General features: G+C 68.4%; 17 protein-coding genes and 1 pseudogene. 11 read left to right on the top strand and 7 right to left on the bottom strand.

Annotation, left to right across the window (positions count from 1 at the left end; translation table 11 throughout):
* Positions 1-4: 4 nt before the first annotated feature.
* Genes AC07PE_RS05455 through AC07PE_RS05430 form a run of 6 tightly spaced genes read left to right on the top strand, consistent with a single transcriptional unit; the run spans position 5 to position 4,947 of the window.
* Positions 5-1,042, top strand: coding sequence for a ketoacyl-ACP synthase III (locus AC07PE_RS05455; protein ID WP_498762312.1), 1,038 nt, complete (start codon positions 5-7; stop codon positions 1,040-1,042).
* Complete coding sequence (locus AC07PE_RS05450) at positions 1,039-1,785, top strand: SDR family NAD(P)-dependent oxidoreductase (protein WP_498762311.1); 747 nt, start codon at positions 1,039-1,041, stop codon at positions 1,783-1,785. The genes AC07PE_RS05455 and AC07PE_RS05450 overlap by 4 nt, the downstream gene beginning before the upstream one ends.
* The gene (locus AC07PE_RS05445) at positions 1,782-2,543 is read left to right on the top strand and encodes an SDR family NAD(P)-dependent oxidoreductase (RefSeq protein WP_498762309.1); all 762 of its coding nucleotides are present in this window, start codon (positions 1,782-1,784) and stop codon (positions 2,541-2,543) included. Before AC07PE_RS05450 ends, AC07PE_RS05445 begins: the two co-directional genes overlap by 4 nt.
* A 7-nt stretch (positions 2,544-2,550) precedes the next feature.
* Complete coding sequence (locus tag AC07PE_RS05440; RefSeq protein ID WP_498762308.1) at positions 2,551-3,180, top strand: PglD-related sugar-binding protein; 630 nt, start codon at positions 2,551-2,553, stop codon at positions 3,178-3,180.
* Complete coding sequence (locus tag AC07PE_RS05435; RefSeq protein WP_498762306.1) at positions 3,180-4,334, top strand: aromatic ring-hydroxylating oxygenase subunit alpha; 1,155 nt, start codon at positions 3,180-3,182, stop codon at positions 4,332-4,334. The genes AC07PE_RS05440 and AC07PE_RS05435 overlap by 1 nt, the downstream gene beginning before the upstream one ends.
* Positions 4,324-4,947, top strand: a complete 624-nt coding sequence (locus AC07PE_RS05430; protein WP_498762304.1) for a DapH/DapD/GlmU-related protein — start codon at positions 4,324-4,326, stop codon at positions 4,945-4,947. The genes AC07PE_RS05435 and AC07PE_RS05430 overlap by 11 nt, the downstream gene beginning before the upstream one ends.
* Positions 4,948-5,033: 86 nt before the next feature.
* Here the strand turns inward: AC07PE_RS05430 and AC07PE_RS05425 are convergent, their stop codons facing one another.
* From AC07PE_RS05425 to AC07PE_RS05415, 3 genes and pseudogenes are all read right to left on the bottom strand, one after another.
* Positions 5,034-6,266, bottom strand: a complete 1,233-nt coding sequence (locus AC07PE_RS05425; RefSeq protein ID WP_498762302.1) for an FkbM family methyltransferase — start codon at positions 6,264-6,266, stop codon at positions 5,034-5,036.
* An 11-nt stretch (positions 6,267-6,277) separates the two neighbouring features.
* Positions 6,278-7,462, bottom strand: a complete 1,185-nt coding sequence (locus AC07PE_RS05420) for a DegT/DnrJ/EryC1/StrS family aminotransferase (protein WP_498762981.1) — start codon at positions 7,460-7,462, stop codon at positions 6,278-6,280.
* A gap of 87 nt (positions 7,463-7,549) precedes the next feature.
* Positions 7,550-9,532: pseudogene (locus AC07PE_RS05415) on the bottom strand (O-linked N-acetylglucosamine transferase, SPINDLY family protein); the annotation flags it as partial.
* A gap of 366 nt (positions 9,533-9,898) precedes the next feature.
* On the opposite strand from AC07PE_RS05415, the gene AC07PE_RS05410 reads away from it, so the two are divergent.
* Positions 9,899-10,357: a glycine zipper 2TM domain-containing protein gene (locus AC07PE_RS05410; RefSeq protein ID WP_498762301.1), complete on the top strand. Its 459-nt coding sequence runs from the start codon at positions 9,899-9,901 to the stop codon at positions 10,355-10,357.
* Here the strand turns inward: AC07PE_RS05410 and AC07PE_RS05405 are convergent.
* Positions 10,354-11,610, bottom strand: a complete 1,257-nt coding sequence (locus tag AC07PE_RS05405) for a cytochrome P450 (RefSeq protein WP_498762299.1) — start codon at positions 11,608-11,610, stop codon at positions 10,354-10,356. The genes AC07PE_RS05410 and AC07PE_RS05405 overlap by 4 nt on opposite strands.
* A 10-nt stretch (positions 11,611-11,620) precedes the next feature.
* Positions 11,621-13,897 carry a CHASE domain-containing protein gene (locus tag AC07PE_RS05400; RefSeq protein WP_498762298.1) on the bottom strand — a complete coding sequence of 759 codons (2,277 nt, stop codon included), beginning with the start codon at positions 13,895-13,897 and terminating at the stop codon, positions 11,621-11,623.
* A gap of 103 nt (positions 13,898-14,000) precedes the next feature.
* Here AC07PE_RS05400 and AC07PE_RS05395 point away from each other — a divergent pair, with 103 nt between their 5' ends.
* A complete protein-coding gene (locus tag AC07PE_RS05395) occupies positions 14,001-14,465 on the top strand; it encodes a cupredoxin domain-containing protein (protein WP_498762296.1) in 465 nt (154 codons plus the stop codon).
* 54 nt (positions 14,466-14,519) lie between these two features.
* On the top strand, positions 14,520-15,137 hold the full coding sequence (locus AC07PE_RS05390) for an LON peptidase substrate-binding domain-containing protein (protein WP_498762294.1): 618 nt from the start codon (positions 14,520-14,522) through the stop codon (positions 15,135-15,137).
* Between the two features lie 29 nt (positions 15,138-15,166).
* Here AC07PE_RS05390 and AC07PE_RS05385 read toward each other — a convergent pair whose 3' ends face one another.
* Entirely contained in the window at positions 15,167-16,201 is a 1,035-nt protein-coding gene (locus tag AC07PE_RS05385) for a hypothetical protein (protein ID WP_498762293.1), read from the bottom strand.
* A 69-nt stretch (positions 16,202-16,270) separates the two neighbouring features.
* Entirely contained in the window at positions 16,271-17,572 is a 1,302-nt protein-coding gene (locus AC07PE_RS05380; RefSeq protein WP_498762291.1) for a S8 family serine peptidase, read from the bottom strand.
* Positions 17,573-17,628: 56 nt separating this feature from the next.
* On the opposite strand from AC07PE_RS05380, the gene AC07PE_RS05375 reads away from it, so the two are divergent.
* Complete coding sequence (locus AC07PE_RS05375) at positions 17,629-18,126, top strand: RNA polymerase sigma factor (protein ID WP_498762290.1); 498 nt, start codon at positions 17,629-17,631, stop codon at positions 18,124-18,126.
* Positions 18,123-18,857: an anti-sigma factor family protein gene (locus tag AC07PE_RS05370; RefSeq protein ID WP_498762288.1), complete on the top strand. Its 735-nt coding sequence runs from the start codon at positions 18,123-18,125 to the stop codon at positions 18,855-18,857. Before AC07PE_RS05375 ends, AC07PE_RS05370 begins: the two co-directional genes overlap by 4 nt.
* The last annotated feature ends 2 nt before the right edge of the window (positions 18,858-18,859 follow it).

Genomic DNA, 18,859 nt, shown 5'->3' with positions numbered 1-18,859 from the left:
TCACATGGCCCAAGCAACCATCCGCAATGTGCGCTACGCAGGCATGGCGACCTGCGTGCCCAAGCGCGTCCTGTCGAACATCGACGACTGCCCGCCGCAACTGCGTTCAGCGCGCGAGCGGGTGGTGCGTAACATCGGCATCGAGACCCGCCGCATCTGCTCGGAATGGCAGTGCTTCTCGGATCTGGCGTACGACGCCGCCGAGCGCCTGCTGGCCGACCTCAAGTGGGAGCGCGACGAAATCGACGCGCTGATCGTGATCACGCAGTCGCCCGACTACCTGATCCCGGCCACCGCCATCATCATGCAGGAGCGTCTCAAGCTCAAGCAGACCACCATCGCTTTCGACATCAACCTGGGCTGCTCTGCCTATGCCTTCGGCCTGCACGTGCTGGGTTCGATGATTTCGGCGGGCGGCATCAAGAAGGGCCTGATCCTGGTCGGCGACAAGTCGGCTTCGGTGATCGAGCCGCTGTTCTCGGACGCCGGCACGGCCACCGCGCTGGAGTTCGATCCGGATGCGCCGCCGATGTACTTCGACCTGAACAGCGACGGCACCGGCCACCGGGCGATCATGCTGCCGGCTGGCGGCCATCGCGAGCCCTTCGGCCTGCAGCATGCGGTGCCGGTGAAGGACGAAGACGGCATCTGGCGCAGCCCGGCCGCACTGATCCTCGACGGTCCGGCCGTGTTGAGCTTCTCGACCCAGCAGGTGCCGCCGGCGGTGCGCAACCTGCTCGAGTACGCTGGCTGCTCGACCGAACACGTCGACTACTTCATCTTCCACCAGGCCAACCGGATGATCAACGAGACCATCCGCAAGAAGCTGGGCCTGCCGGTCGAGAAGGTGCCGAGCACGCTGCACGACTTTGGCAATACCAGCGGCGCCTCGCTGCCGGTCACCATGACCGTGCGGATCCGCGAAGCCCTGCTGGAAGGGAAGAAGCGGGTCCTGTTGTCGGGCTTCGGCATCGGCCTGTCCTGGGGCAGCTGCATCGTCGATATCGACGGCGCCGTGTTCCCGGAGCTGATCGAATCGTGACCGCGTCCCCGTTCAGTCTCGAAGGCCGCCACATCCTCGTTACCGGCGCCTCTTCCGGCATCGGCGAGGCGGCGGCGCGCCTCTGCGCGCAGATGGGCGCGCGCGTGATCGCCTGCGGCCGCAATGAAGAACGCCTGCAGAAGGTCGTGTCCGGCCTCGCAGGCGAGGGTCATCAGGCCGTGATCGGCGACCTGACCGACCCGGCGGGACGCCAGGCCGTGATCGATGCCGTGCCGGCGCTCGACGGCTGCGTGTTCAGCGCCGGCGCCGCCGCATTGGCCCCGATGCGCATGGTGTCGCAGCGCCACCTGGATACGATCTTCGCAGTCAACTACGACGCCCCGGTCCTGCTGACCCAGGCCCTGCTGGCCAAGCGCAAGATCGCGCAGGGCGCTTCGCTGGTCTACGTGACCGCGATCGCCGAGCACGTGGCGCCGAACGCCACCGGCGTCTATTCCGGCGCGAAAGCGGCCCTGACGGCCACCGTGCGCACCATCGCGGTCGAGCAGGCAAGGCAGGGCGTCCGCGCCAACTGCGTCTCGCCCGGCTACGTCGCCACGCCCATGCTGGACGGACTGCAGGGCGTGATGAACACCGAAGACAAGATGTCGCTCGCGCCGCTCGGCGTGATCGAGCCCGACGAGATCGCAGCCGGCATCGCCTGGCTGCTGGCCCCGGCCAGCCGCTGGGTCTCGCGCACCTCGCTGGTAATCGACGCCGGCCTGACCCTGCACGTACGATGAGCGAAGTCCCAATGACGTTCCAGCATCCTTTCCATTTGCACGGCAAGACCGTGCTCGTCACCGGCGCGTCCAGCGGCATCGGCCGCGCAGTGGCGGTCGAGTGCGCGCGCGTGGGTGCAAAGGTCGTGATCAGCGGCCGCGACCAGCAGCGCCTCGATGAAACCCTCGCCCTGATGAACGAGGCCGGCGCCGGCGCGCATGTGGCCTGTGCGGCCGACCTGACCGACGCGGCCCAGGCCGAACAGCTGGTGGCCGCCGCCGGCGAGATCGACGGCGTGGTCCACGCCGCCGGCATCGACGGCGTCACGCCGGTGCGCATGCTGCGCCAGAGTTTCATGCAGTCGGTCATGGACGGCAACTTCATGGCGCCGCTGATGCTGACCCAGAAGCTGCTGTACAAGAAGTCGCTGCGCAACGACGCATCGATCGTGTTCCTGTCGTCGATCGCGGCGCACACCGGCACCGTCGGCGTCGGCCCGTACTCGGCTACCAAGGCTGCGCTGGAAGGCATGATGCGCTGCCTGGCGCTGGAAATCGCGCCGCGCGGCATGCGCGCCAATGCACTGGCGCCGGGCATGGTCGACACCCCGCTGGTCAACAAGGACCGCGCCTGGCTCGACGAGAAAGGCAAGATGTACCCACTGGGGCTGGGCAAGCCGGAAGATGTGGCGTACGCTGCGATTTATCTGCTCGCCGACGTCAGCCGCAAGGTGACCGGCATCGAGATGCATTTGGATGGAGGCATACCATGGACGTGACCCTCGCATGAAAGACGCTCTGATCATCAGTGCTGGCGGCTTCGGCCGCTCGGTCTACAACATGATGCAGAGCGACGAGGCCAACGGCGTCGACTGGCGCGTCGTCGGCTTTCTCGACAACCGCCAGCAGCTGGCCGCGGGCGCTCCCTTGCCCATCCTCGGCGATCCGCTGACCTGGCGCTGCAACGACAACCAGGAATTCCTGTGCGCGCTCGGCGAGCCTGCCCAGCGCCGCCGCTTCGCCGCGCCGCTGCTGGAGCAGGGCGCCGTCTTCATGAGCCTGCGCACCGGCCTGCACAAGGCGATCGGCGTCAGCATGGGCGCGGGCTGCCTGTTCGAGCCGGAAGTGCGGATGGGCGTCGACACGCACATCGGCGACTTCGTCTTCATCCAGTCGACTACCGTGATCGGCTATGAAGTCAAGATCGGTTCCTACACCACCATCGGCAGCTTCGTGTTCGTCGGCGGACGCGCCGAGATCGGCAGCGACGTTATCATCCATCCGCACGCGACCATCCTGCCCGGCAAGAAGGTCGGCGACGGCGCGGTGGTCGGCGCCGGCGCCGTGGTCATGGCCGACGTGCCGCCGGGCGTGACCGTGATCGGCAATCCCGCCAAAGTCTTCAGGTTCAAGTAATGCAATCCAGGATGCCCCCCGAGGCCTATATCGACCAGGCCTGGTTCGAACGCGAACGCGACCTTTTGTTCAAGCCGCTGTGGCAGTTCATCGGCCTGAAGGTCATGCTCGAGAAGCACAATGCCTTCATCACCCGCACCCTGTTCGGCATCCCGATCGTAGTGCAGAACTTCCGCGGCGAGCTGCGCGCCTTCGAGAACGTCTGCCCGCACCGGCAGAACCCGATCCAGGTCGAGCCGCACGGCGTGCGCCCGCTGTTCTGCGGCTACCACGGCTGGAGCTTCGACAGTGAAGGCGCGACCAGGATTCCGCACGAGCAGACGCTGTTCCGCTATCCGCAAGAAGAGCGGGCCTGCCTGCACCTGCGGCCCTTTGCGCTGGAGGTGGTCGGCAACCTGCTGTTCGTGAACCTGTCGGAAAATCCGATGCCGATCAAGCAGCAGTTCGGCGCCGCCATGCTGGCCTCGCTGACCCAGTCTTCGCTGGCCTACGACAGCGAAGTCATCATGACGACCTATGACGGCCGCTTCAACTGGAAGCTGGCCTACGAAAACCTGCGCGACGGCCACCATCCGCGCTACCTGCACGCGAAGTCGCTGTACCAGGGCGTGAAGTTCGAAGCCAGCATCAACGAGGAAGGCGTGGCGGGTGCGCGCAAGCTGCGTGAGGACGGCATCCCGAACCGCGAGCGCGCCATGGGCCTGCTGCGCACCTTCAGCGGCGGCGGGCGCGATTCGCCGATGGAATCGCTGCCGGCCGACTACTACCACCAGTTCGTCGAGCGCTACCGCGACCAGGACTGGTACTACAACTGGCTGGCCTTCCCGAACCTGCACATCGCCTCGGCCAACGGCGGCTACGCCTTCATTGTCGAACACCACATCCCGGTGGCGCACGACCGGACCGAGCTGATCGTGTACTACCTGACGGCGAAGAAGAAGCAGTCCTACTCCGCCGCAGCCGCAGCCGCGGCCCTGCATGCGCACATGATGGGCACCGATATCGTGATGCGCGAAGACGTCGCGGTAATGGAGCAGATCCAGCAAACCCTGCACAAGGGCGCGCGCCGGGCCCACCTGGGCGACTATGAATTCGTTAACGCCGCAATCGAATACTGGTACATGGACCTGATGGAGGGGAAATTTGCCTTGTAAGTATGTGTTGGGCAGCGCGCCCGAGATCGAGCGCGCCATGGCCGCCTGGCGCGCGCTTGCGCCGGAACTGGAGCTAGGCGCGGTCACGATCGACCCGGGCGTCGGCGAGGCCGCCGTGGCGGCCGTGCTGGATGGCCTGGACTTCAGCGATGCGACCGCTTTCGTGGCGGCCGACGCGCGTTTCCTGAACCTGTTCCGCCTCGACCTGATGGGCAGTCTGCGCCTGCGCGGCATTCCGATGCCTGCCCTGATCGAGCGCGGCGCCATCGTCGCCGACGGCGTGCGCATCGCCGACAACTGCTGGATCGCCGCGGGTGCCATCATCCAGCCCGGCTGCAAGATCGGCTACAACGCGGTGCTGGGCGCCGGCGCCATCGCCGGCAGCGGCGCAGCGATCGGGCATTCGTGCTGGATCGACGAGGGCGTGGTCATTGGCCGCAACGCCAGGCTGGGTGCGCAGGTGACTCTGGGTCTGGGCGTGATCGTCAACCACGGCGTCGAGATCGGCAAGCTGTGCATCGTCGACAAAGCCGGGCGCATCGAGAAGGACCTCGCCGCCAAGACTTTCATCCACGCCTCGCATGCGCACCCGATCGTGATCGTGGGCGAGTAGGTTCACGGGCAGGCAGCCGATAAAAAACGGGGCGCAATCGATGCGCCCCGTTTTCATTCACGCCGCCGCAGCGGCCTGATAAAAGCTTAGTAGAAGTACAGGCAGGTGTCCCAGCGGTCTTCGGTATGGTGGCGCAGGCCGATCTTGTAGTCCGGCGCGATCGAATCGACGAAGGCCGGGATGTCCAGCAGGTCGGTCGAGCGGTGGTAGGCCGAGGCCATGATCTTCGGACGGTCGTTGCGGATCGTGTTGGATGCGCCCTTCAGTGCCGGCAGCTCGAAGCCTTCCACGTCCATCTTGATGATGGTGGCCTTGTCGTCGACCACGTCGTCGATGCGCGAGACGCGCACGTAGTCGGCGCGGGCGCAGGCCTGCGCCTTTTCCGCAGGCAGCACCGAGCCGCCATGGTGGCCCATGTGCTGGAATGGCACTTCATCCGCCTGCTCGCCTACAGCCACCGCATGCAGCGACAGTTTCTTCTCGATGTCGGTGCCTGCGTACTTGCGCAGGAAGCCCTGCAGCGTGGCGACGTTGATGCGGTCCGGCTCGATCATCCAGGAACGGTCGAAGCGGCCCTGGGTCACGCCGATCAGGGCAGTGGTCGATTCGCCGATGGAGGCGCCGCAGTCGACCATCCGTTCGTGCTCGCTGAACGAGAACAGGCCCGAGCGCACGTACAGCGTCGAATACGGACGGGCCACGTTCAGGAACCATTCCGTGTTGCCGGTCAGGTGGAAGGTCAGCACCGAGTACAGGGTCTCGATCGAATACGGATCGGCCATGCGGCGCTCGAGTTGCAGGTACTCTTCCAGGCGCGGCGAGATCACGCCGCCCCAGTCGGCCACGCGGTGGTCCAGCGTGGCGTTCAGGTCGAAGGCGCGCACGGCCTGCTCGAAGTTCATGGCCGGGATGCCGCGGGTGCGGCACAGGCCTTCGAAGAAGCGCTTCGAATAATCGTAGCGCGGCGCGATGAAGGCGACGAGGTCCGGATCGGCCTTGGCCATTTCCAGGAAGCGGTCGGTAGAGATGATGTCGATGCCGTGAAACTGTTCGCCGCGGTTCAGGCGGAAATCGTCGACCACGTTCACGATGCGCGCCTTGCCGGCCAGGCCATGGATGAAGTTGGCGCCGAAGTCGCTGCGGCCGAGCATGACGATCCTGGTGTCAGCGCCGCGGCGGGCGATGATCTCGCGCGCTTTCGGGTCCACGCAGAACAGCGGGTCCTGGCGGTACATGTCGACTGCGGCCAGGAAGGCATCCTTCGGATCGAAGGCGCCCAACTCGAGCCGGGTCAGGATGGAATCGGTATTGAAGGCCATGGTGTTTCCTTTCAGGAGAATTTGATCAGGCTGACGATGCGTTCGATATCCTGCGTCCCGAGCGCGGGATAGATCGGTAGACATAGCACCTGGCGCGCCGCGATGGCGGCCTGCGGCAGGTTGTCGGATGCGGCCGAGGGCAGCTCATGGTACATCGGGAAGTCGCTGATCAGCGGGTAAAAATAGCGGCGCGCGTGGATGCCGGCATCGCGCAGTTTCTGGTACAGGCCGTCGCGGCCGAGCGGGTAATCGTCGCTCACCATGATCGGGAAGTAGCCGTTGTTCGCTTCGTGCGCCGGCTCGGGCATGCAGCGGATGCCGGGCAGGTCGGCCAGCAGGCGGCGGTACTCGGCGGCCACTTCGCGGCGCTTGCCGATGGCGGCATCGATGCCCTCGAGCTGCAGCAGGCCGTAGGCAGCGCTGACCTCGTGCATCTTGCCGTTGATGCCGGCGGCGACCACCGTCACCTCGTCGGCGATGCCGAAATTCTTCAGGTGGTCGATGTGCTGCTTCATCGCAGCGTCGCGGCAGACGATGGCGCCGCCTTCGAAGGTGTTGAAGACCTTGGTCGCGTGGAAGCTCAGCACCGACAGGTCGCCGTGGCGCAGGATGCTCTCGCCGTTCCGGCGCACGCCGAAGGCATGGGCGGCGTCGTAGATGACCTTCAGGTCGTGCTTGCGGGCGATGGCCTCGATCGCTTCCATGTCGCAGGGCGTGCCGTAGCAGTGCACCGGCATGATGGCGCGGGTGGCGGGCGTGATCGCGGCTTCGATGCGGGCCGGGTCGAGGTTGAAGGTGGCCGGGTCGATGTCGGCGAACACCGGCTTCAGGCCGTTCCACAGCAGTGCGTGGCTGGTAGCGACGAAGGAGTAGGGCGTGGTGATGACCTCGCCCTGGATGCCGAGCGCCTGCAGTGCCGTCATCAGCGCCAGCGTGCCGTTGGCGAACAGGCAGATGTGCTCCACGCCCAGGTGCTCGCACAGCGCCCGTTCGAGTCGCTGGTGGAACTGGCCGCCGTTGGTCAGGAACTTGCTGTCCCAGATTTGTTCGAGCGAGGCGACGAAGTCCTTCAACGGCGGCATGGCCGGCTGGGTCACGTAGATTGTCGGCTGCACTTCTGCCGGGGCCGGGGCCGGCGCCGCGGCCGGAACCTCGAACGCCGCCACCGGTGCGCCGGCACACCAGCGCTCCCACATCATGCGCAGGGATGCTTCGACGGCGTCGGCGATCTGGGTCATGAAATCGGAAGACGGCAGCGCGAATCCGTCGCGCAGCTCGGCGCGCACCGCCGCCAGCGCGTCGAGGTCGGCGCATGCCGCCAGACCTTTTTGCAGGAAGGTCTCGGCATCCGTGGCGATGTACTGCTGCAGCGCCGCGTGTTCGAGAATGCACGCGGTCTGGCGCCCGGCAGCGGTATCGCCCGCCAGCGTCAGCGTCGGCACGCCCATCCACAGTGCGTGCAGGGTGGTAGTGCCGCCCGAATACGGGAAGGCGTCGAGGTTGATGTCGACCTCGTGGTGCAGGGCCAGGTACTCCTTCAGCTGGCAGCGCGGCTGCACGCGCACGCGTGCACGGTCGACGCCTTCTTCCTCCAGCCAGCCCAGCATCTGTTCGGTGATGTCGCCCGGCGGCACGCCGCCCAGCAGCAGCTTCGAGGTCGGCAGCGCGCGCAGCAGCTTGCCCCAGGCCGCGACCACGTTGCGGCCGATCTTGCTGATGCGGTTGAAGCTGCCGAAGGTGATATAGCCGTTGGTGAGCGCCGGCAGGGGATTGATCGGCGCCGAATCCAGTTCGGGCTGGAAGGGCGCCGACACCGGCAGGTGCACCAGCTTCTCGGTGAACTGGTGGTCGAACTGGCCCGGCGGCAGGATGTTACGGTCGGTCAGGTAGTAGTCGACGGACTGCAGGCCGGTGGTGCCGGGATAGCCGATCCAGGTCGCCTGGATCGGGGCCGGCTTGCGGGCGAACACCGGCAGGCGGTTGTGCGCCGTGTGGCCGGACAGGTCGACCAGGATGTCGATGCCGTCGTCGCGGATGCGCTGTGCCAGCGTTTCGTCGTCGAGGCCGATCGTCTCGGTCCATTGCGCCATGTAGCCCTTGAAGCGCTCGCTGACCTGGTCGGTGATGATGTGGTTGTGATAGGCGTACAGCGCCACGCCGGGACGGCCCGCGAGGCGTTCGAAGATCGGTTCGATGAAGGAGGCCACCGCGTGGTGGCGCAGGTCGCCCGACACGAAACCGATGCGCAGCTGGCGCTGCGGATCGCGGTCGTTGGCGTGCGGGCGCCACTTCTTGCGCAGCGGCGCTTCGACCCGCTCGGCGTAGCGCAGGTGCTCGGCGAACAGCTCGTTCGCGGCTATGCCTTCCATCTGGCTCATCGCGAACAGCATGTTGCTGTGCACGCCCGCATTGTTGGGCTCCAGCTTCAGCACGCGGCGGTAGGCGTCGACCGCGCCGGCCATGCGGCTCTGGCCCATCAGGGCAACGCCGATGGTGTTCCAGGCCAGCGCATTCTTCGGGTTGATGGCGATGGCGGCGCGCGCGCTGGCTTCGGCTTCGCCCAGGCGGTTCATGTCGAGCAGAGTGACGGCCAGGTTGTTGTGCGCGTCGGCGCGCTGCGGCTCCAGTTCCAGCGCACGTTTCAGGCAGACGATCGCATCCTCGTGACGGCGCGCCTCCTTCAGCAGCAGGCCCAGATTGCTGTAGGTCTCCGCGTTTTCGTGATCGCATTCCGCGGCTTTTGCCATCGCCTTGACCGCCGGATCGATCTGGCCGCGCATATGATGGATCACGCCCAGCGACTTCCAGCCGAAGGGATAGCGCGGGCAGTCGATCGTCATCAGGCGGGCCGCATGTTCGGCCTCGTCGAGCCGGCGTTCCCGCATCAGGGCGCTGAGGGCGTCGGTGTCCTTGCGCGACGGCGTACCGCGCTCGGCCCGCGCCAGGCGCTCGGCCAGTCCGTCCAGCACCGCGCCGCTCAGTCCATGGCGGCGACCCAGGTCGATGGTCTCGCGCGCGGCCGCCAGTTCGGCGCCGTCCAGCAGGACTTCGATATAGGCCAGCCAGTAGGCCGCTTCACCCGGATCCGCCTGGATCGCGCCGGACAGGCTGGCGGCCGCTTCCGGCAGGCGCTGGGCCTGCCATTCCAGCAGGCCGAGCTGGTACTGCGCCTGGGCGTGGCCCGGATGCATGTCGAGAATCGCGTGGCACAGCGTGGCGGCCTGATCGAACTGGCCGGCGTCGATGTGCTGGAGCGCGAGCTGCATCGCCTCTGCGGCAACGCGCTGGATCTCTTCACTGAGCGGTACGAGGGTGGTGTCTGGCATGAGTAGATGGCGTGGGGCGCGACTGTTTTCAGAGTGTCATGCCCGGGGTTTTGTTTCCCTGCGACATCTCGCTACCATAGAGGAAGCCCCGGCCAGGGTCAAGGAAATGCGCCCCTTCTCACGATCAACTGTTGCACGTAAATCCGAAATGGCGACACAATTGTCGCTACGGCTAGTGCATTTGGCATTAGGAGCAATGGCATGGTTACAACCGCTTGCATTTGATACGGAATCGCTCTTTTCGGAACAGCCTGCGGTCGTTACTCTGTGTCCATGTCTATCAAAATAACTTCCAAGGGGAAAATCATGAAAAACATGTCGACTTTCGGCGCCCGTCTCGCTCTCGTTGCCGCTTTCGCCGCCGCCGGCGCTGCGCCGCTGGCCGCCCAGGCTGCGCCCGACCATCATCAGAAAGCCTCGAACGCGCATTGCCAGAACTGCGGCACCGTGGTCTCGACCCGTACCTATGAACGCGCGGCCGAGCGTGCCAGCGGCCTGGGCGCCGGCGGCGGCGCCGTGGTTGGCGGCCTGCTGGGCAACCAGGTCGGCAGCGGCAACGGCCGCACCCTGGCCACCATCGCCGGCGCCGTCGGCGGCGCCTATGCCGGTAACCGCGTCGAGCGCAACATGCACTCGACCACCTACACCGACGTGCGCGTGCGCATGGCCAAGGGCGGCTACCGCACCTTCACGGAGCAGGGCCGTCCGCGCTTCGGCAACGGCGACCGCGTGCGCGTCCAGGGTAACCAGCTGATCCGCGACTAAGCGAGCGGCATCACCTTCTCGATCACCATGCCGCTGGCCGGCAGCGTCGGAATGCGGCGCAGGCTGATCGACAGGTCCTGCGGCGGCACGGCGTAGGCGATCCCGGTCGCAAACAGCCGCGCCGCCGATTTCACCAGATCCACCGTCAGCGCTTCGCCAGGACAGCGGTGCCCCGCGTAGTGGTCACCGCCGCCCTGCGGAATCAGATCGAAGCCGCTGCTCTCGCGGCGCTCGAAGCGTTCGGGCCGGAACACGCCGGGGTCGCCCCAGATTGCCGGATGCATGTCGGTGCCATACAGGTCCAGCAGGACCCAGGTGCCTTTCGCAATGCGCATCCCGTGCCAGTCGAAATCGTGCAGCGCCCGCCCGCCGATCGCCGGCAGGAAGGGGTAGTAGCGCCGCACCTCCTCCACGAACATCGTCAAATACGCCTCGTCGCCGGCGGCAATCCGTTCGCGGCAGGCGGGGTGCTCATGCAAGGCCAGCACCGCGAAGGTGATGAAGCGTGCTACCGCCACGGTGGGACGCAGGAAGTTGATCAGCTCCACGGCCGCGTGCTTGCGGTCGATCAGCCGGCCGTCGGCGTCGCGGTGGCGCGCGATCACGTTCAGCGCGCTGTCGAAGGGCGGCTGCGCCTGCCCGGCACGCACGGCGTCGATCAGGGCGCGCGCCCAGCGCTCGGTGCGCCGGCGCAGCATCAGCGCTTTCCAGGTGCGCGGTCCGACCGAGGCGGCGCCATCGATCATGGCCGAGAACTCCGCCGTGCGCTGGCGCGCGTCGTCGGCGTTGATGGGAATGCCGGCCCACTGGCACACGGCGCGGCACAGCACCAGCTCCGCTTCCTGGTGCACGACCACCGAGGGCAGGTTCGGCCAGCGTGCCATGTGGGCGCACCACTGCGCCATGGCCAGCCCCACCAGGCGCTGGCGCTCCAGGGGGCCGAGCAGCGACATGAACATCGCCTTGCGCTTCTTGTGCGCCTCGCCGTCCAGCGCCATCACGCTGCCGTAGTCCTGCAGCAGCGCCAGGGTGGTCGGCGGCAGCGCGTGGCGGCGCGTGAAGCGGCCCGGCTGGTAGAACATGCGCGCCGCGTCCTCGCCGCGCACGCACAGCGCCTTGCGCAGCATGAGGCGGGTGGTGAACATGTCGGTGCCGAAGCGCTCGAAGCGGTCCGGCAGGAAGCGGTAGCCCTCGGCCAGCAGGGACAGCGTACGGTCGAAGCCCCCCTCGGCAGGCACGGTCGGCGGCGTCACGATGCCTCCTTCAATGCGGGGTCGGGATGTACAGCGGATCGGGCGTTTCCTGCAGCGCGCGCGGCAGGAAGATGCTGACGGTGGTGCCTTCGCCCATCGTGCTCGCCAGCCGGATATGGCCGCCGCTCTGCTTGACGAAACCGTGCGCCATCGACAGCCCGAGGCCGGTGCCCTTGCCCTCCGGCTTGGTGGTGAAGAAGGGTTCGAAGGCGCGGTCGGCCACCTCCGGCGGCATGCCGCTGCCGGTGTCGGTGACGGCGATCTTCACGTAGTCGCCGGGCCGCACATGGGTGATCGCCAGCGCGTCGCCTTCCTCGACGTGGATGTTGTCGAGGGCGATCGTGATGCGGCCCTCGTTGTTCATGGCGTCGCGCGCATTGATCACCAGGTTGAGCAGCACGTTCTCGAGCTGGTTCGGATCGACCAGCGTGTTCCACAGCTTGTCGGCGATGGCGAAGCGGATCTCGATGGCGTCGCCGGCGGCGCGATGCAGCAGGCTGTCCATGCGCTCGATCAGCTGCGCCAGGTCGACCACGCTGGGGTGCAGCGGCTGGCGGCGCGCAAAGGCCAGCAGCTGCGCGGCCAGCTTCTTTCCGCGCTCCACCGCGTCCATGATGCTGAGCAGGCGCTTGCGGCTGCTCTCCTCGTTGCGCATCATCAGCTGCACGTTGGCGCTGATGATGTGCAGGATGTTGTTGAAGTCGTGCGCGACCCCGCCCGTGAGCTTGCCCACCGCCTCCAGCTTCTGCGAGCGCTGCAGCGCGGTGCGCGCTTCGACCAGGCGCTCCTGGCGCTGGCGCTCGCGTTCTTCCTGCACCTTGCGCGGCCGGATGTCGCGCACGAAGGCGATGGCGCCGAAGCCGCCGTTCGCGGGCAGGGCGGTGACCGCGATTTCGACCGGCAGCGCGCGGCCGTGGCGGTCGGCCAGCATGATCTCGGTGGGCCCGGCCAGCAGTTCGCATTCGCCGCGCGCATGGAAGGCGGCGAAATGGCCGCGCCAGCGTTCGCGCCATTCGGGGGCGACGATCAGTTCGACGGCTTCGCGCCCCAGCGCTTCCTCCTCGCTCCAGCCGAACAGCTTGGCCGCCTGCGCGTTCCAGTCGGTGACGAGACTGTCCGGGCCGATCGCCAGAAAGGCGTCGTAGGCGTTCTGCAGGATCAGGCGGATGCGCTGGCTCTCGGCGTCGATGCGGTCGCGCGATTCGCGCAGCTCGAGCGTCATGCCGCCCGCCAGCTGCAGGGCGCGGCGGCGCTCGGTGGCCAGCAGCCACACCACGAGGCTGAGCAGCAGGCCCAGGCCGACCCCGGTCACGGCGATCGCCGCGGTGGGACGCTTGTCGAGCGTGGCCTCGAGTTGCGGCGCGGAGCGGAAGGCCAGGGTCCAGGTGCGGCCGGCGGTGTCCATCGCCTCGGTGTGGGAGAACATGGCGCGACTGCCCGCCGGACGGGCGCCGGGCGAGCGGTACAGCAGGGCGTCTTCATTGGCCTGCTTGCCGTCGTAGACCTCGACTTCGAGATCGCTGGCATGCTCGCCGCCCAGGCCGCGCATCAGGTCGTTCATGCGGAAGGGCGCGTAGACCCAGCCAATGATCGCGGCGCGGCGTTCCTCCACGCTGGCGCGCGCCAGGCCGCGGCGGTAGACTGGCACGTACATCAGGAAGCCGGACTGCACGTTGCTCGCGCCTTCCTGCACCAGCGTGACGCGGCCGGTGGCGACGGCCGCGCCGGTGTCGCGCGCCGCTTCCATCGCCGCGCGCCGCACCGGTTCGCTGAACATGTCGTAGCCAAAGGCGCGCAGGTTGCGCCCGCCGAAGGGCTGGATGTGGGTGATCGAGGTATAGAAGTCGCGCGGGCCGGGCGGCTTGACCTCGTAGCCGGAAAAGCCGGCGGCGCGCATCGCGGCGACGTGGGCCTCGAGCCGCGCGGGCGGAATGATGGCGGCGATGCCGAGCGCCTCGATGCCGGGATAGCGCTCGTTCAGCCTGAGGATGGAGAAGTAATCGGCAAAGTCGTCGTGGCTGATCTCGACCGAGCCGCGCAGGAAGCCGCGCGTGCCCTGCAGCACCTGCTCGTACACGGCCATGCGGCGCGCCAGGACGACCGCGAGATCGCGGGCCCGGTAGTCGAAGGTGGCTTCGAGTTCGTTCTCGGCGCTGCGCTCGACCTTGTCCGCCACCACATAGGTCACGATCAGCGACGCCAGGAACACCAGCGCGGCCAGGAGCAGCGGGACGGAGGCCGGGTTGCGCTGCGAGGCGGTCGTGGCGGGATGATCGGAAAGCGGCATGGTGGCAAAATCATACCCGGCCATGGCCTTGCAAGGCGCACAACAGTGGCCGGTATTGGCGCCCCGGTGTTGCCGCGGCTACAATGACGGCACTCATTCCACCATGCCGATGCCCGCGCCCGTTCCCGCCCAAAACCTCCCGCACAGCAGCCTGCTGCGCCGCCTGCAATGGACGCTGGCCGCCATTTTGTGCGCCGCGCTGCTGTGGGCCGCATTGGCGCCGCTGCACTATCCGACGCGCGAACGCCTGTTCGAATTCCCGCGCGGCGCGGGGCCGGTACCAGCCGAAGTCCGCCTGACGCTGGGCGTGCGCGACGTGCTGCTGCTGCGTAACCGCGACCTGGCGCCGCATGTGTTCGGCCAGGTGCTGGTGCTGCCGGGGCGCGTGGTGCGCCTGCCCTTCGAGCAGGCCGGCGACTATCCCTTCGCCTGCGACGTCGCGCCGGCCTCGACGGTGACGGTGCGGGTGCTGGAGCAGCCCGATCCCGGCTGGCCCCGGCTGCGCTGGCGCCTGGCGGCCTTGCTGGAGGCCATTCGGACCCTGCCGCTGCAAGGTCCCGAGGACTGAGTTCGCCACCCAATCGTGCTCCGTCCCGCAAAGCGAATCTGTCATGATGCGCGCATGGCCACGATCTCCTTACCGCTGTTCCCGCTCAGCACGGTTCTGTTTCCGGATGGCGTGCTGCCGCTGCAGATCTTCGAGGTGCGCTACCTCGACATGATCAGCCATTGCCTGACGGAGGACACGCCCTTCGGCGTGGTGCTGCTGACGCATGGGCAGGAGGTGCGCACCCCGCAGGGACTGGAGCGCTTCGTGGGCTCGGGCACGCTGGCCTCGGTGCAGGACACCACGGCATCGACGCCGGGCCTGCTGCAGGTGGTCTGCCGCGGCAATTCGCGCTTCCAGGTGCTGTCCAGCGAGCGCCGCAGCAACGGCTTGTGGATGGCCGAGGCCGAACTGCTGGAAGACGACCACGCGGTGCGCATCCCGTCCGACCTGAAGGGCGCGGCCGACGCCCTCGACCGCGTGCTGGCCTCGCTGCACGACGTGCCGCAAAGCCGCTGGCCGGTGCAGCCCCCGTTCCGCCTCGACGACTGCGGCTGGGTCGCCAACCGCTGGTGCGAACTGCTGCCGCTGCCGAACCAGCAGAAGCAGCACATGCTCATGCTGGACAACCCGATGATCCGGCTGGAGCTGCTGCACGACGTGCTGGATGAGCACGGGCTGATCACTTCCTGAACCAGCCCGCGCGGCGCCTCTTCGACCTCTTATTGCCCGGCGCTGGCGTTGGCGGAACCGCTGCCGCCGAGCGACACACTGGCGCCGATACCGCCCTTGCCGCTTGCGCTGCCGCTGCCGGTTGCGTTGCCGCTGCTGCTCGCATTGCCGCTGCCGCCCGCATTGCCGCCGGTCTTGCCGGCGCCGTCCATCGCACCGCCGGCAGCGCCGCGTGCCTGCTTGCCGCCGGCGGCCAGGCCCTGGCCGGTCGCGTGGGCGGTGTTCCTGACATTCGCGGCGCTCGACGCACCGTAGCCGCGGGTCGCCGCGAGCTGGGTCCTGGCGCCTTGCGCGGCCGGTGTGCTCATTTCGCGTACCGACGGCATCGCAGCAGCCTTGCCGGCGCCGCCCAAGGTCATGTCGCCGTTCCCGGTTGCGCTGCCTACGCCGTTTGCGGCGACCTGGTCTGCCTGCGCGCCTGCGGTCCCGGCGCTGGACAGTGCCGTCGTCAGGCCGCGCGAAGCCTGCGGCGTGGCGCCTGGGGCGGGGGCAGGCGTGGCGGCTGTGGAACGGGCTTGCGATGCCGCGGCGGACGGGCTGCCGGAGAGTGCCGCGGTGGCATCGCCGGCAATGGCCTTGCCGGGGGCGTTGGTGGATGTGCCGGTCTCCGGCGCGGCCGTGCCGGCCTGTTTCGTGGCCGAGGCGACGGCGCCGTTGAGTGACCCATTGAGCGACCCGTTGAGAGCGCCGCCGACCGCGCCGGAGGCGTCGCCTGCGAGCGCCTTGCCGGGCAGGGCGGCGCTGCCGCTGCCGTTGCCGGCGGCCTTGCCTGCGGCGCTGCCGTCGACGGCGGCGGCGTTGCGCAGGGTATCGGTATCGGGGACGCGGACCGCGCGGCGCGCCTCGGCCAGGCTGTCGACGCGGGTGACCGGCACGCCCATGCCGCCGAGCTGGCCGCCGCCGCCGATCATGCCGCCGAGCGAGCCGCCGAGGCGGCCGTCGCCCAGCAGTTGGGCGTGCGCCGATGCGGCGAAACCGAGGGCGGCGATGAGGGCGATCTGGCGGGCGATGTTCTTGGTTTGCATGATGTTTTCTCCTTGATGTGGCGCGGACTGTCCGCCGCCGTCATGAGGAAAACGTCCCTGCTCAGCCGTTTATTCCATCCTTCCGAAAATTTTTTTCGGATCGATGCGCAAATCGGCGCCGACGATGCCATGGCCGAGCACATTGCTGACGGTCGTGCCGCCGCCGCTGGCCTGGCGCGCGAGCGCGGCGACGGCATCGCGCGCCTGGCGGCGGTCCGGCTCCGGCAGGGCCGGGGCGAGCAGTCCGGCGACGATGGGCGCCGCATACGAGGTGCCGCGCACCGCCCGGTACGCGGGATCGCCGGGGCTGGCGCTGACCATCTGGTTGCCGGGTGCGGCGAACAGCACCTGCGGCCCGCGCGCCGCTTCCGGCAGCGGCTGGCCGCGGCGGTCGACCGCCGTCACCCCGACCACGCCGGGATAGCTGGCGGGGTACAGCGGCGGCGCGGCCGGTCCGTCGTTGCCGACCGCGGCCACCAGCAGATGGCCGCGTGCGAGCATCGCGGCCACCATCCGTTCGAGCGCCTGGTTCGAGGGCCCGACCAGGCTGAGGTTGATGACGGGCACCCGCTCGCGCGCCAGCCAGCCGAGCGCCGCCGCGATCTGCCCGGCCGATCCGCCGGCCGGACTGGCGCAGTAGATGTCGGCCGCGAACAGGCGGGCGCCGGGCAGGGCGCCGCGGAAGCGCTCGTCGCGCCCGACCATCAAGGCGGCGACGGCCGTGCCGTGGGCATCGGGATGCGGGACGCCGTCGCAGCCCCAGGTCTGCAGCGCGGCCTGGCGCAGCGCCGGGTGGGCGGTATCGATGCCGCTGTCGACCAGCCCGATCCTGGCGGTGGCCGCGCCCGGCGCCGCGGCGGCCGGCACGCCTTGCGGCGGCACCGCCGGTGCGCCCGCCGCGCCGCTGCCGGTATACACATGGTTGAAATCGTAGGACCCCTCCGGATCGAGTGCCCGCAGGCGTTCCAGCAGCGCGGCGGTGGCGGCGCCGGCCGGCACGCCCAGCACCACCAGGCTTTGCCCGAGCTCCTCGAAGCGCTCCTCGCGCAGCACGCGCAGGCCTGCCGCCCGGGCAGCCTCGAGTCCGGCCGCGGATGGCGACCAGGCCAGGATCTGCGCGCGCAGCACCGGTTCGCCGCGCGGGTCGGCCTCCAGCACGTCGGGATGCTCGCGCAGCAGCCGGCCGACGGTGTCGGGCCGCAGCGAGCGCAGGTCGGGCAGCTCGACGCGATCGGCCAGCTGCTGCACCGGACGGCGCAGGTTATCGAGCGGGCCGAGCGAGGGCGGCAGGCCCAAGGATGGCAAGCGCAGCTGCGCCGCGGCGCCGCCGCACACGGCCAGGGCGAAAAGCGTGACGTAAAGACGTTTCATGGGTGAATGATAATATGGAAGAAAATCCCTCGCCCGTTCGTTCTACTACCGAGACCATGAGCGCCGATCTGAAAAACGACATCGCCGCCCTGCTGCCGCGCCTGCGCCGCTTTGCCCGTTCGATCACCTTCCACCGCGAAGATGCCGACGACGTGGTGCAGATCGCCGTCGAGCGCGCCCTCACGCATGCCGGGCAATGGCAGGCGGGGACGCGCCTGGACAGCTGGATGTTCCGCATCGTCAAGAATGCCTGGATCGACGAGGTGCGTTCGCGCACCCGGCGCGACCAGCTGTTCGCGCCGGAAGAAGAAGGCGAACATGTCGGCGACGATACCGCGGCGGCGCACCAGCAGCGGATGGCGGTCGAGAAAGCGATGAGCCTGCTGTCCGAGGATCACCGCATGGTCATCGGCCTGGTGCTGGTCGATGGATTGCCCTACAAGGAAGCGGCCGAGGTACTGGATATTCCGATCGGGACCCTGACCAGCCGGCTGGCGCGCGCCCGGGACGCGCTCCAGGAACTGTTGTCCGATCGAGCAAGGAACGAGAGATGAGTTTTGACGATGAAACCCTGATGGCCTATGCCGACGGCGAGCTGGATGCGGACCTGCGCGCGCAGGTCGAGCGCGCCATGCGCGAGGACCCGCAAGTGGCGGCCGCGGTCGAGCGCCACCGGGCCCTGCGCGCCGACGTGTTTGCCGCCTTTGCCGGGGTGCTCGACGAACCGGTGCCGGCGCGCCTGATGCCGAATGCGGCGGAGGCGGCCGGCCACGTGCGCGTCGACGTGCTGGCGCAGGCCGGGGCGAAGGCCTTGCCGGCGCGCTGGAACTGGCGCCAGTCGACCGCGATCGCGGCTTCGCTGGCGGCCGGCGTGCTGGCCGGGGCGCTCGGCTGGCAACAGCTGAAAGGCGGCGAGGCCGCGCCCTTCGGCCGCCAGGGCGATGCGCTGGTGGCCCGCGGCGAGCTGGCGGACGCGCTGTCGCAGCGGCTGGCGGCGGAGGTGGCGGGGCCCGTCAGCCTGGGCGTGAGCTTCGAGGCGAAAGGCGGAGGCTACTGCCGCAGTTTCAAACTTGGTTCGACCGCGGGACTGGCATGCCGGGAAGGCGGGGAGTGGCGGATTCCGGTGCTGGCGCAGGACCGGCCGGCGGAGCACGGCGCGTATCGCCAGGCCGGCAGCGCCATGCCGGCCGCGGTGCTCGATGCGATCGACGAGCGGATCGACGGCGCATCGCTCGATGCCGCCGCCGAACGCGCGGCGCGCGCGCGGGGCTGGCAGCGGCCCTGAAC

It is taken from the genome of Telluria sp. GW821-FHT07G12, assembly GCF_059418525.1.
This window is presented reverse-complemented; position numbering and strand designations above follow the sequence as displayed.